Source organism: Mycoplana sp. BE70, from assembly GCF_031455855.1.
GTDB lineage: Bacteria > Pseudomonadota > Alphaproteobacteria > Rhizobiales > Rhizobiaceae > Mycoplana.
Genome location: NZ_JAVDTM010000011.1, coordinates 98477 through 112156, shown reverse-complemented (window position 1 = coordinate 112156; position 13680 = coordinate 98477). Strand labels below are relative to the sequence as shown.

Annotated in this window: 10 protein-coding genes and 1 pseudogene; 7 read left to right on the top strand and 4 right to left on the bottom strand. The window is 60.4% G+C overall.

Features of this window, described 5'->3' with window-relative positions; genetic code table 11:
• From J2Y48_RS20000 to trbI, 7 genes are read left to right on the top strand one after another with little or no spacing between them, the layout of a single operon-like run.
• Window positions 1–2457, top strand: a complete 2457-nt coding sequence (locus J2Y48_RS20000) for a conjugal transfer protein TrbE (RefSeq protein WP_310421488.1) — start codon at window positions 1–3, stop codon at window positions 2455–2457.
• On the top strand, window positions 2429–3232 hold the full coding sequence (gene trbJ / locus J2Y48_RS19995) for a P-type conjugative transfer protein TrbJ (protein ID WP_310421574.1): 804 nt from the start codon (window positions 2429–2431) through the stop codon (window positions 3230–3232). The genes J2Y48_RS20000 and trbJ overlap by 29 nt, the downstream gene beginning before the upstream one ends.
• Window positions 3186–4466: a P-type conjugative transfer protein TrbL gene (gene trbL, locus J2Y48_RS19990; RefSeq protein ID WP_405030264.1), complete on the top strand. Its 1281-nt coding sequence runs from the start codon at window positions 3186–3188 to the stop codon at window positions 4464–4466. Before trbJ ends, trbL begins: the two co-directional genes overlap by 47 nt.
• 18 nt (window positions 4467–4484) lie before the next feature.
• A complete protein-coding gene (locus tag J2Y48_RS19985; protein WP_310421486.1) occupies window positions 4485–5147 on the top strand; it encodes a conjugal transfer protein TrbF in 663 nt (220 codons plus the stop codon).
• Between the two features lie 16 nt (window positions 5148–5163).
• A complete protein-coding gene (gene trbG / locus J2Y48_RS19980) occupies window positions 5164–5976 on the top strand; it encodes a P-type conjugative transfer protein TrbG (RefSeq protein WP_310421484.1) in 813 nt (270 codons plus the stop codon).
• Between the two features lie 3 nt (window positions 5977–5979).
• Window positions 5980–6417, top strand: a complete 438-nt coding sequence (trbH, locus tag J2Y48_RS19975; RefSeq protein WP_310421482.1) for a conjugal transfer protein TrbH — start codon at window positions 5980–5982, stop codon at window positions 6415–6417.
• A gap of 13 nt (window positions 6418–6430) precedes the next feature.
• The gene (gene trbI / locus J2Y48_RS19970) at window positions 6431–7729 is read left to right on the top strand and encodes an IncP-type conjugal transfer protein TrbI (protein ID WP_310421480.1); all 1299 of its coding nucleotides are present in this window, start codon (window positions 6431–6433) and stop codon (window positions 7727–7729) included.
• 237 nt (window positions 7730–7966) lie between these two features.
• Here trbI and J2Y48_RS19965 read toward each other — a convergent pair whose 3' ends face one another.
• The 4 genes and pseudogenes from J2Y48_RS19965 to traA all read right to left on the bottom strand — a co-directional run bounded on the left by J2Y48_RS19965 (window position 7967) and on the right by traA (window position 13629).
• On the bottom strand, window positions 7967–8599 hold the full coding sequence (locus tag J2Y48_RS19965) for a TraH family protein (RefSeq protein ID WP_310421478.1): 633 nt from the start codon (window positions 8597–8599) through the stop codon (window positions 7967–7969).
• 13 nt (window positions 8600–8612) lie between these two features.
• Window positions 8613–9770 carry a conjugal transfer protein TraB gene (locus tag J2Y48_RS19960; RefSeq protein ID WP_310421475.1) on the bottom strand — a complete coding sequence of 386 codons (1158 nt, stop codon included), beginning with the start codon at window positions 9768–9770 and terminating at the stop codon, window positions 8613–8615.
• Window positions 9760–10324, bottom strand: a pseudogene (gene traF / locus J2Y48_RS19955) (conjugative transfer signal peptidase TraF). The gene J2Y48_RS19960 and the pseudogene traF overlap by 11 nt, the downstream one beginning before the upstream one ends.
• Window positions 10321–13629, bottom strand: a complete 3309-nt coding sequence (gene traA, locus J2Y48_RS19950) for a Ti-type conjugative transfer relaxase TraA (protein WP_310421473.1) — start codon at window positions 13627–13629, stop codon at window positions 10321–10323. The pseudogene traF and the gene traA overlap by 4 nt, the downstream one beginning before the upstream one ends.
• Window positions 13630–13680 lie beyond the last annotated feature (51 nt).

Below are 13680 nucleotides of genomic sequence, written 5' to 3'. Positions count from 1 at the left end.
ATGGCAGCGCTCAAACGCTTTCGAGCCACCGGACCGTCGTTCGCGGAACTCGTCCCCTATGCTGGCCTGGTGGACAATGGCGTTCTTCTGCTGAAGGACGGCAGCTTGATGGCTGGCTGGTATTTCGCCGGCCCCGACTCCGAGAGTGCGACCGATGTCGAACGCAATGAGCTCTCGCGACAGATCAATGCCATCCTTTCACGACTTGGCAGCGGTTGGATGATCCAGGTCGAGGCTATCCGGGTGCCGACGATCGACTACCCAAGCGAAGATCGATGCTATTTTCCAGATCCCGTAACGCGAGCAATCGATGCCGAGCGCCGCGCTCATTTCGGCCGAGAGCAAGGGCATTTCGAAAGCAAGCACGCTCTGGTCCTGACCTATCGCCCTCTCGAGTCCAAGAAGACCGCGCTGAGCAAGTACATCTACTCTGACGAAGAGAGCCGCAAGCAATCCTATGCGGATACCGTTCTTTTCGTGTTCAAGAACGCAATCCGCGAAATCGAGCAGTACCTGGCGAGCACCGTTTCAATCATCCGAATGGCGACGCGCGAGGTCACTGAGCGAGGAGGCGAGAGGACAGCCCGCTACGACGAACTCCTCCAGTTCGTTCGATTCTGCATCACCGGCGAAAACCATCCGATCCGGCTGCCGGACGTGCCCATGTATTTGGACTGGATCGCCACGGCCGAGCTCGAACACGGGCTGACTCCGAAGGTGGAAAGCCGGTTTCTTGGCGTTGTCGCGATCGATGGCCTGCCGGCCGAAAGCTGGCCGGGCATTCTGAATAGTCTCGACCTGATGCCGTTGACCTATCGGTGGTCGTCTCGCTTCATCTTCATGGATGCCGAGGAGGCAAGACAGAAGCTCGAGCGAACCCGTAAGAAGTGGCAGCAGAAGGTCCGCCCCTTCTTTGACCAGCTATTCCAGACACAAAGCCGTTCCGTCGATCAGGACGCAATGACCATGGTGGCCGAGACTGAAGATGCGATCGCGCAGGCTTCATCGCAGCTGGTCGCCTATGGTTATTACACACCTGTCGTCATCCTCTTCGACGAGGATCGCGAGGCACTGCAGGAGAAGGCCGAGGCGATCCGGCGTCTCGTCCAGGCGGAAGGTTTTGGAGCCCGGATCGAGACCCTCAACGCGACCGACGCGTTTCTCGGCAGCCTGCCGGGGAACTGGTACGCGAACATCCGCGAACCGTTGATCAATACCAGTAACCTCGCCGACCTAATCCCGCTCAACTCGGTCTGGTCCGGCAATCCGATAGCACCCTGCCCATTCTACCCGCCAAACTCCCCACCTCTCATGCAGGTCGCTAGCGGCTCCACTCCGTTCCGTTTGAACCTCCATGTCGATGATGTTGGCCACACCCTGATTTTCGGGCCGACCGGTTCAGGCAAATCCACGCTCCTGGCGCTCGTCGCCGCCCAGTTCAGACGCTACGAGTTCGCCCAGATTTTCGCATTCGACAAAGGCAATTCTCTCCTGCCGCTGACCCTGGCCGCCGGCGGCGATCACTATGAGATCGGCGGTGATTATGGAGAGGAGGGGAGAGCACTGTCGTTCTGCCCGCTGTTCGATCTGTCGACGGATGGCGACCGCGCCTGGGCAACCGAGTGGATTGAAATGCTCGTCGCCTTGCAAGGGGTGACCATCACGCCCGACCACCGCAACGCCATCTCGCGTCAAGTGGGTTTGATGGCGACGGCCCCCGGCCGATCACTCTCGGATTTCGTGAGTGGCGTCCAGATGCGCGAGATCAAGGATGCTCTCCATCACTATACCGTCGATGGACCCATGGGTCAGCTGCTCGATGCCGAGGAAGATGGCCTCACGCTCCGCGCGTTCCAGTGCTTCGAGATCGAGCATCTGATGAACCTCGGCGAACGCAATCTGGTACCGGTCATGATCTATCTGTTTCGCCGCATCGAGAAGCGGCTGGACGGCTCCCCCAGCATTATCCTCATCGATGAAGCCTGGTTGATGCTGGGTCACCCGGTTTTCCGCAGCAAGATCCGTGAGTGGCTCAAGGTCCTTCGCAAGGCCAATTGCGCCGTCGTGCTGGCGACCCAATCGATCTCCGACGCGGAGCGATCCGGCATCATCGATGTGCTGAAGGAATCCTGCCCGACGAAAATCTGCCTGCCGAACGGTGCGGCTCGCGAGCCGGGCACTCGGGAATTCTATGAGCGTATCGGTTTCAACCAGCGCCAGATCGAGATCGTGTCGAGCGCCATTCCAAAGCGCGAATACTACGTCGCGACACCTGATGGCCGACGACTGTTCGACATGTCGCTCGGGCCGGTCGCGCTCAGCTTTGTCGGTGCCTCCGGAAAAGAAAACCTGAAGCGCATCCGTGTGCTGAAGGCCGAGCATGGCCAAACCTGGCCGATCAAGTGGCTTGAATCGAGAGGAGTTGACGATGCCGTATCGCTATCCAGCTTCGCGTAGACTGTTTGCCGGCCTGATCGCCAGTGCCTTTGTGTTCGGAGCCACTCCCGCTGTGTGGGCCGGATCGGCCACTGGCGCTGCGACCGAATGGACGCAGCTCGCCAACAATGCGCAGCTCATAGATCTTCTGAAGAGTTCCGGGATCCAGGTCGATAATCAGATCACCCAGATCGGCCAGCTGGCGGAGCAAATCCAGAACCAGTTGAAGATCTACGAGAATATGCTGCAAAACACCTCGCAGCTTCCCGACCACATCTGGGGACAGGTCGAAGGGGACCTGAACCGGCTCCGGGATATCGTTAAACAGGGCCAAAGCATTTCCTTCTCGATGGCGAACGCCGACGACGTTCTGAAACAGAGATTCCAGAGCTACGCCGACCTCAAGACAAATCTGCCGAATGCCGAAAGCTTCTCGTCAAGCTATCAAAGCTGGTCGGACACGAATCGTGACACGATCGCCAGCACGCTGAAAGCCGCTAGTCTGACGGCAGATCAGTTCGGGAGCGAAGAAGGCACCATGACCTCGCTGCGCGGAATGTCGGAATCGGCAGACGGGCAGATGAAGGCACTCCAGGTCGGCCATCAGATTGCCGCACAGCAAGTCGCCCAGATGCAAAAGCTCCGCGGTCTGGTTTCCCAGCAAATGACGATGATGGGAACCTGGCTGCAGACCGAGCAGACGGGCAAGGATCTTGCCCAGGCTCGACGCGAGAAGTTCTTCAACGCCGATGTCCGGACCGTTCCGACGGGCCAAAAAATGGAGCCACGCTGGTGAGCCCGACGGCGGAAGGCCGCCAATCAAGGAAGGTCAGGAGATGCGGCCCGAGATGGTAGAACTCAGGATAAATGGCGCGTTCCTCACCATCGGTCTCCTCTGCATTGTCATCGCAGGGCCGGCTTTCGCCCAGCAAGGTCAAGTATTGACCGAACTCGAGAACCAGGTCTCCACAGCCGCAAAGGGCTGGGAGACTACCATCATGAATGCCGCGAGGTCGCTCTTCTGGATCCTCGCGGCGATCGAGGTTGGCATGGCCGCCGTCTGGCTCGCGATCCAAGCGGCCTCCCTCGATAGCTGGTTCGCTGAACTGGTCCGCCGCATCATGTTCATCGGCTTCTTCGCCTTCGTTCTGGATCAGGGACCAACCGTCGCTCGCGCGGTCGTCGACAGCCTCTTCCAGATCGGCGCGGGTGGCGGATCGGCGTCGCCGGCCGAAGTGTTCGACGCCGGAATCCGCGTTGCTTCGCAGATGTCTGAGCAGGCCAAGTTCGGTGTGTTTGAAGACAACGCGCTTGCTATTGCAGCCGTCCTCGCCATGGGCATTGTCGTGATTTGCTTCTCACTGGTGGCCGCTATCTTCGTTTCCGTCATGGTCGAAATGTATGTCGGTCTGCTTGCCGGCATGATCATGCTCGGTCTCGGCGGGTCGTCTTATACGAAGGATTTCGCGGTCCGGTATCTGGTGTACGCATTCAGCGTCGGGATGAAGCTCATGGCTTTGGTCATGATCTCAAAAATCGGCTCGGAGGTTCTGCTGGTCCTAGCCCAAGCTCCGACTGCAGAGACCGATCAGTTCATCACGACGCTGGCAATCGCCGGCGTCTCTGTCGTGGTTTTCATTGTCGCGATGTACGTGCCGAACATCATTCAGGGCGTGGTCCAGGGCGCTTCCGTCACCGGTGGCATGGAAACCATTCGCCATGGTGGCCAAGCCGCATCGTTTGTGGCCGGAGCCGCGACGCTCGCGGCTGGCGCTGCAGGGGCCGGCGCAGCAGCCGCGCAGTCGGCGCGGGCGGCCGGGTCATCGACGGCAGGCGCCGCAGTGCGGGGAATTGGGGCAGCGATCGGGTCGGGCGCGAAGGCGGCCGGATCGGCCGCAAAGGAAAAAGCGATTGGCTCACCGGGAGCTTATGCCGGCTCCCTTCTCGGCCTCGCCAACGCGAAACTCGACAGCAGTCGAGGTGGTCCGGGCGGCAACCCCACGCCTCCAGAACGCAAAGACTCACCGTAAATCGAGAGGGAAACCTGAATGGCCGCGAACCGCGCCCCTGAGAGCCCGTACCTTGCCGCACGGCAAGAGTGGACGGAGAGATATGGATCTTATGTGCAGGCCGCCCGGGCATGGCGGATTGTTGGGATCATCGGCCTGATCATGGCGGTGATCGGCTTCAGCTATGCCATGTACCTGAGCACGCAGGTCAAGCTCGTCCCCTACATCGTCGAGGTGGACAAGCTCGGAAGCTCAGTGACGGCCGGCTTCCCGCAACAGATCGAGTACGCGGACGCCAGGGTGGTCCGGGCAACGCTCGGCAATTTCATCACCAGCCTGAAATCCATCACACCTGATGCCGTGGTTCAGAAGCAATACATCGACCGCACCTACGCGCTTCTGCGCACCTCGGATCCATCGACGCAGAAAATCAATGCGTGGTTTCGCGGAAACTCACCTTTCGAGCGGGCGAAGACGTCCACAGTCGCCATCGAGGTCAACAACATCGTGGCGCTCTCCAACCAGACCTATCAGATCGACTGGACGGAATACGAGCGCGATCGCAAGGGCAAGGAAACCGGAACACGCCGGTTCCGCGGTATTGCGACCGTCGCACTGACGGCGCCACTGGACGAGGCGATCATCCGTCTCAACCCGATCGGTCTCTACGTCCAGGATTTCGACTGGACCGCACAGCTTTAAGGGCAGGGGAATACTTATGCACAGAACTGGATTGATCGCGGCCATCGGCTGCATGGCCGGACTCGTCCTTGCGGACGGTGCGATTGCGCAAAACATGACATCGAACGAGGTCAAGGGAACGAACATCTCGCGCATATGGCGAGGCACACCTGGCCTGGTCACAACAGGACCGGATGGCAAGGTCATTTTCTTATTCGGAGAAACGCAGCCATCCGTGGTTTGCTCGCCGCTTCAGGTCTGCGACATCGAACTGCAGGGCGGCGAAATCGTCCGCGACGTGCTTGTTGGTGACACAGTTCGCTGGAAAGTGGAGCCGGCGACTTCGGGCGCGACGGGCGGGCAAGCGATCCATCTCATCGTCAAGCCATCGGAATCCGGCCTTGTCACCTCGATGGTCGTGACCACATCGCGCCGAACCTACCATATTCAACTGAAGTCTCACCCGAGCCAGTACATGGCCCGCGTGGGCTTCGAATATCCGGAAGACACGTCGGCGAAGCTCGCCGACATCAACGCCAGGCTTGAGACAGGTGGAATTCCAGGGAGCGCGCCCGACAAATTGAACTTCTCCTACACGGTGAGCGGAAGCGCATCTTGGAAGCCGAAGCGGGTCTATTCCGATGGTGTCAAAACCTACCTTCAATTCTCGAAGTCGATAGCGGGGCAGGATGCGCCGGTTCTCTTCGTGGTGAGCGGCGGACAGAACCGCATCGTCAACTATCGAATGAAGAACGACATGATGATCGTCGACTATGCCGTCGATAAGGCGATCCTTGTTTCGGGTGTCGGCTGGCGCAAACAGAAGATCACCATTCGGCGGGGAGGGTGATCCATGCGAACGCTCTTTATCCTCGTTCTAACGACCGCGCTTGCCTCCGGTTGCCAGAGCGCAGGTGAGGTCCTGACCACCAGCTCCACCCCGGTAACCGTCATAGGTCCTGCCACAAGCGCTATTGCTGGCGATATGGCGAGCCGCCTCGCAGAGCGGATCGGACCGGCCGGCACGACAGCCATTAAGATGCAAAATGACAAGACTGAGTATGCGACGGCGCTCGAGGCGGCGTTGAAGGGATGGGGCTACACCGTGATTACAGATGGAAAGGTGGCAAGAGACCAAAAGCCTGTCGAGATATCCTATTCCCTGGATAGCTTCGACGGGCAACTCCTGGCGCACCTCGGAACGCCGTCAGTCGCGCTCGGTCGGACCTACCGAGTGACCGACGCGGGTGCGACGCCGTCCAGCCCCCTTTCCGTTATGCAGCGAAACTGAGGAGGCCAACTCTATGGTCCAGTCGCTCCAACTTGGTACTTCCGCAGGGTCTGATGGCCAGCATGGGATGCGCCGGCTCAATCGCCTGCCGATCATCATTGCCATCGCGATCATCGTGCTGTTCTTTGGTGTGGTCGTTATCGGCCTGTCATGGCGCGGCCTCTCATTCAATGGGGACAGCGACCTCGACAGCGCTTCCAGCACCCCGGCGACGAATTTCGGCGACCAGTTGAAGCGCGGTGTGACCGACGGGATCATCGGCGAGCCGGAAAGCCGAGAGTTTTTCCAGCCAACCCCAGTCGTAGTCCAGAAGGAGGAAAAGCAAGAGCCAATTGTCGAGCGACAAGGGGTGGGTGAGGATCGCCGGTCGCGGCTCGAACCGGAGGAGGAATGGAAGGCTCGGCTGAAGAGAGAGCAGGACGAACAGTACGTCCGTGAGGCACAGCGTCAGCGGATGGCCCGATTGCAGGCAAGAGCAACCGCATTCGATTCACCCCTCAAGGTCGATGTTTCGGATGTCGCCGAGAACACAAAGGTTGCTGAGGACCGGAGCCAGCCGGGCCATGTAACGGCGAACAGCGCATCCGACCTCTACGCGACCGCCATGAAATCGGGGCTGCTCGGGCAAAACGTCGATCCCAGTGGCCAAACGACCAAGGAAGACTTCTTCAATCAGGACATCAAGGACCTGGGTTATCTTCCGAACCGGGTGGTGCCGCAGATGTCGCTTTACGAGCTGAAGCGTGGCTCGGTCATCCCTGCCACACTTATAACCGGCCTGAACTCCGACCTTCCAGGAAGGATCACCGCGCAGGTCAGTCAAAACGTCTACGACAGCGCCACCGGCTATCGCATTTTGATACCACAAGCCGCCAAGTTGTTCGGTCGCTACGATTCCAAGGTTTCCTTTGGTCAGGAGCGGGTTCTGGTCGTATGGACCGACCTCATCTTCCCGAACGGTTCGACGCTGCAGATCGGCGGCATGGCTGGCACTGACGCCGAGGGATATGGCGGGTTCAAGGACAAGGTTGATCGTCACCTATGGCGAACGTTCGGTTCCGCTGCACTCGTAGCGCTGATTGGCACCGGCATCGACATGTCCATGCCGCAGAGCTCAACGCTTGCCACACAGGACACCGCCTCCGACGCGGCGCGCAGAAATTTCGCCGAATCGTTCGGCCGCGTCGCCGAGCAAACCATCTCGAAGAACCTCAATGTCCAGCCGACGATACAGATTCGACCGGGTTACAAGTTCAACGTCCTCGTCGATCAAGACATCATTTTCCCTTCCGCATACCGAGAAAACCAATAGCTTTAGCAGGCCTTTGATGCGGGGGGCATCCTTCAGTTATTTGCGCGGCACTATGACCGCGCAATCACGCGTCCCTATTCTTTACTTGTCATCTGGTTTTTATATTGCCGGTGCTTACATGTCGCTCCCGCTCAGGTAGTGCTGCAACACACACAGCACAGGGACGACGGCTGAATGCCGTACCTATCGCTGAACCATTGATCAGCGCATCATTGCGCCTGGCGCACACCTTCATTTTCACCTCTGGCCACCGATTCTTGAAAGATCGATGCGCATCTCCGCCGAGCCTGCCTTATTTTCATCCGTAGTCGGCAAGTGATCGTCCTCTATGGGCGTGACAGCTTCTCTCTCCGTGGGCTCATCGTCCTTCGGCTCCGGGGGCAAAGGCTTACCCCGTAGAAACGTTGCACCTCCAGGATCGTCGGACTGGAACACCTTGGTGCCCTCGAACTCGCCAGTCCGCCATGCATGGACGGCGTCCTCGAACATCTGAGGCATGACCTCTTTGCTCGTCGGGTTGCCATACCACTTGGTCACGATGCGTGCGACCTTCGCGAACAGAGCCGTGCCGCGCTTCAGGTTTCCGCAGGGATCAACGAGCCCGGCGTCAAGCTGACCAATGTCTACGATGCCGACGCCTGCGGGATATTGCGTGATACCGATACGCACAATCGCCTTTCCAACATACTGCCGCATGATATCGAGCGCCTCTTCGGGTGATTGCGGTTTAGGCACCAGAACCAGCTGCCCTCCGGACTTCACAGTAATTGCCAGAGGATCATCAGAGCCGGCCACCGCAACGAAGTGCTCGACGATTGCGGGCGTCAGGGAAGGATCGGCACATTTTTCGATAAGCGCTGCGTCTAGCATGAGGACTCCCCAGTCAGGTATTGAAAGAGAAAATGACGGGTTTGTGGAAGAGGCGAGCCCAGGCACGGGCGCTCGCGCGCTGGATGTCGACGATCGAGGTTCCAACCGTCCACCAACCATTGCCCACAGCGACGATAACGCCGGGATCGTGCAGCATCGATTGGAGAACCGGCCAGACTATGAGCTGCTCGTAGCAGATCAGCGGGGCAATCTTGGAGCCCGCGACCTCGACGGCAGGATTTGCGAAAAAATGCGCCCGGGCCCCGCCGCCCTCTCCGAACAGGCTATTCCACGGTTGCCACATCGAACCGGGGACTGGCATCCGCTCGCGATAAAGAATGGCGCTGCCCGCGGCGCTGATCGAAACAAGCACATTGTCGTAGCCGTCCGCGTCGATCAGCGCGGCGCCGGCGATCACTGTGGTCTTGGTCCCGGCAAGCGCCGTTTGCCACAGCCGCGCAAGGGTCGGCGTCCAGAAGCCGAGTGCGCTCTCCGGCAGGACAACGCTTCCGGGCGCTTGACGACGAACGATCCCGATCAGCGCGTCTTGACGCTTGAGGCTTGTGTCGCGGCCGAGAGAAGAACCCATTTCCAAGTCGACACCCTGCCACGACGCAGGTAGACTCGCCTCCGTCCACTCAGCGGCGGACCAGAGCCAAATGCCTGTCATAGCAATGGCTGCAGCCGGCCATCGGCGCGTCGTCATGAGCGCCAGGCCGGCTGCAAGCATCACCAGCCCCAACCAGCCCCAAGCCGGAAACAAAACCCCGGCGGCCGTGATCGGATGCGCCCATCCCGTGATCCCGAAGGGTGGGATGGCCATGACGACACAGGCGATCAGGTAGCGAAGCGGTTTTCGCCAGTCTGCATGGTCGGTCCAGAGTGCTGCATGCACGATGACGAAGCCGGCCGAGGCGATCAGCCATAACAAGAGACCGGGCCAGATACCCGACGAATAGAAGTTCGCCACGCCTTGCGGCAGGCCTCGCGAGGCGGCCAGAAAGTATGCAGCTGAAACGACGGCCGCGTGCCAGCGCGTTCTCGACAGCGACCAGACGGCCGGAAAAAAGGCCGCGACCGGAAGAGACAAGACGTTGCCGCTCCAGCCGATCAGACCTACTGCGGCCGATGCAACGATAAGTGCCTGCGTGCGAAGGTGATCAACGCGCATAGGCCCAAACCTTCCGCGCCAATCCGAGGACGTTCTCGACTGGAAGCGGCCCGAAGTACCGCGAGTCAAACGATCCGGGAAAATCGGAATGCAAATAGACGGCTCCTGGCGGAATGATGCCCCCACCATAGGGCTCCATCCGCCGCCCCTGACCATCCTTGCGCATGGTTCGTGAGTGCGGAAGTGACCGCCCATTGATGCGAACCAGATCGTCGGCCTCGATGCGTTGGCCGGCGGTCGCAGCAACGGTCTTGATCAGCGGCGCGAAACCGCCCGCGCAAAGCCCATGGCGAAGATAACCACGCGCACGCGCCTGGCGCATGACGTCCGAGAGCCGGGCAGACGAAGACAAGATCGCCAACCTGTACCGGCCGATCAAGCTGCAGGATCCGCCAAATGCCCAAGGGCTCGCTCGGGGTGACATTGACCCGGAAGCCGGCGGCGCCGAGACCAATGATCCCGGCGAACGTCACGACTACCGAGGCGCCTGAAAACAGAACCGCGGCCCGGCGGCTGCGCCGAAGGGGCGCGACCTTTTCAACCGCAACCGTCATTTGAGCGTCAGTCCCAGGCTCTTTGTCTGACGCATTGCCTCGGATGCTTTCAGCGCCGCCACGGTTCGCTCATAGGCCGATAGCTGCTGAACGGTCCGCATCGTGTTCCAGGCCTGCTGGACTTCGCTCTTCTGCGTGGCGTTCATGCCTGACGTGACCCGCTGGAAGGCCTCGCCGTTCGTGTCCTTGGCGGAGAGAGGAAGGAAGGTTCTTTCCCCAAAACGCTCGGTGACCGCCCTGGCAAAACCTTCGAGCTCAGCCTTCACCATTTTATCCGCCAGCGCATATTCGAGACCGGAAGGCAGATCATTTCGATCGATGGCATCTCGAACGCGTTCCAGCACGCTTTTCGCATTCTCTGAGAGAGCCGGGATCTCGAGCGCGACCTGTTTTCGTACTGCCAGTTCCTCTGAGTGGTTTCGTCGTTCGGCATCGCCGCGCTGACGCAGATAGTCGCTGATACTGTCAGCGAGCGGCGTGACATTCTTGAGCGCCCGATCCCGGTCCGATTTGTCCGATCGACTCGCGAAAACCCCGGACTTGCCCTTGAGTGTGCCGAAGGCTTCCGGCTCGGCAGCCATCCTCGCAATCGTCTTCGCCGCAATCGCCTGATCGCTCAGCATCGCATCGACATTCGTCGCCTTGAACGCGGCTTCAGGCTGCGCGTAAACGTGATGGAAGCGCATAGAGACTTCCTCCCATTGCTTCTTGAGCGCAGGGTCGGCGGCGAGCTTGTCCTCGACTGCCTGATCGATCGAGTTCCGGAAGGTGGTAATACCGGCAACCATGGGCTTGGCCTCCTTTGCTGCAATGGGAACTGTTCTGGCCGTCGACGTCGCGAAGCCGAGCTTGGCGCCGATGGCCGCGAGCCGGCCGACGAGATCGACAAGCTTCTGCTTCTGCCGTACCGTCCATTCGAGACGGTCACGCGCGACGGTCCTGGCAACGTTGACGATGTGAAGCCCGCGCGCTTCGGCAAAGCGGAGTGCCTGCCGGTAGATGCTGCCGCCGGAATAATCGAGCGTCGTTTCCTTCGAATTCTTGCGCGACAGGATCTCGACCAGACCGCCCGCCTTGGCGAAGGATCGGCGGCCGTAATAGACGCCGAGGTCCTCGCGGTGACGGGTCATCGCGACATAGCTCAGGTGACGATCGAAGGAGAGGGACGCCAGCACCTTGACCCGGTCGACCGTCGCGCCCTGACTCTTGTGGACGGTGGTGGCGTAACCGTGATCAACATTGTTGTAGAAGCGCTGCTCGACCGTGACCTGGCGCAGATCGTCACCCTCGCCGATCGCGACGACGACGCGGCCGGGCGCAGCTTCGACCACCTTGCCCAGCATACCGTTCTTGACGCCAAGCGAGCCCTCGTTCTTCAGGAAGACGACCTGGTCGCCGGCCGCGAAGCTGCGGTTTCCATCGGCGGTCTTGAACGGCGAACCCTGTTCGATGATGCCACGCTCGATGAGCTTTGCCCGTGCCAGCTCGTTCAGCATGCGGACATCACGGCGCAGATGCGCAAGGATCAGTGTGGACTTCGCAGGATCGTATTCGCCGTTCCAGTCGGCGATGAGATTGGTGACGGCATCAGCCTTCAGCTCGGAGCCGATCATCTTGCCATTAGACTGATAGGCTGAGACAGCCTTGCCAATCTCGCCGCGCGCAAGGTCGAGCGATGCGTCCCGCATCCATTGCTCGCGCTGGCGATAGATGGTTTCCAGTTCGGCATAACCGATGCGATCGGCGATAGCCCGGAAAGCAGCACCCGCCTCGATCGGCTGAAGCTGCTCCGGATCGCCGACGAGGACGAGCTTGGCGCCGGCCCTGGTGACGGCTTCGACGAACATCGCCATCTGCCGCGACGACACCATGCCGGCCTCGTCTAGGACGAATACCGTCTTGTCATCGAGCTGCCCGCGCCCTTGATCCCAATGGAGTTCCCAGGACGACAGCGTGCGCGAGACGATACCGGCTTCCTTCTCCAGACCTTCCGCTGCCTTGCCGGCGAGCGCGCCACCGACGACGCGATAGCCGGCCGCTTCCCAAGCCTCGCGGGCTGCCTTCATCATGGTGGTCTTGCCGGCGCCGGCGCGGCCGATCACTGCTGCGATCCGCTCGTTGCCAGCGACGTGCTCGATCGCGCTGCGCTGCTCGTCAGACAGCCGATCATGCCGCGCAAACGTCGCCTCGAGCACTGGCTGCAGGACGCCATGCGAAAACCGCTGGGATAGCCAGACCGCGCGGTTCGCCATCTCGGCTTCGAGCCGGATCAGCTCGCGTGTGGTATACTTTGCCGGAGCCCGGACCCCGGTCACGAAGTCCAGCCGTTCGCGGTCAAGACGGAGGCTTTCGGGGCTCTGCAGGATGCGCGCCATCAAGCTTTGGAAGAGGCCCGCATCATCGATATAGCGATGCAGGACCTTCGCGACATCGCGCTCGTCGAAGACACTCTTTTCCCGCGTGATCAGGTCGAGCACGATCTCCGGATAGCGGCTCAATCTGCGGGCGTTTTCCGCCCGTCGCTCCTCCTGCAGCTCCAGGCGTTCGAGCGCAGCTTTCTCGTCTGCCCCCTCCGCCTTCCGCTCGATCGCCTTTGTGCCGACGCCGAGATGGATGGTCGGCGTTAGCTCGATGCCCTGCCTTTCGAAGGACCGGCCATCTATCCTGATATCCAGGCCGGCAAGTGCCAGATGCCGGTTCTGGCAGGCAAACCAGCCATCACGAAACGCATTGAAGTCCTCGAGCCCACCGGCCCAAAGCTCGTAGACGATCTTGCCGCTATCATTGCGCAGCACATTCCCGTCAGGACCAGTGACCGCCACTTTCTTCGAACCAAACCCATCCTCTGTCAGCGGTCGCAAGGTGGTCATCAGATGGATATGCGGATTGCCCGGCGCGTCATGGAAGACCCAGTCGGCCACCACACCCTGGGACGTGATGTGACGCGCCACGAAATCCCGGACGAGCTCGATGTTCTGCTCGGCAGACAGCTCGATCGGCAGGGCGATGGTGACGTCCTTGGCGAGCTGCGCATCCGACCGCTTTTCGAAATCCTCGACCCTGTTCCAGAAGGCTTCCGACGCCCCGGACACCGAGCGGTCGGCGATCATGGACCGGAGCCATTCCGGGGCATCGGCCGGGATGACGAACTCCTCATGCAGCAATCCCTGCTTGCGGGTGTAGTCGATCGTCCGGGCTTCCCGCTCATAGTCCATCTTGGCGCAATGCCGGTAGGCCGCCGACAGCACGGCGCTGCGGCCGGAGCCGCGGGCAACGATGCTGACTGAGAAATGCGGGACGGCCATGGCAGCAAAAGCTCCTTTGATGGAACGAATTCAATGTGTTCGTCAGGAGCG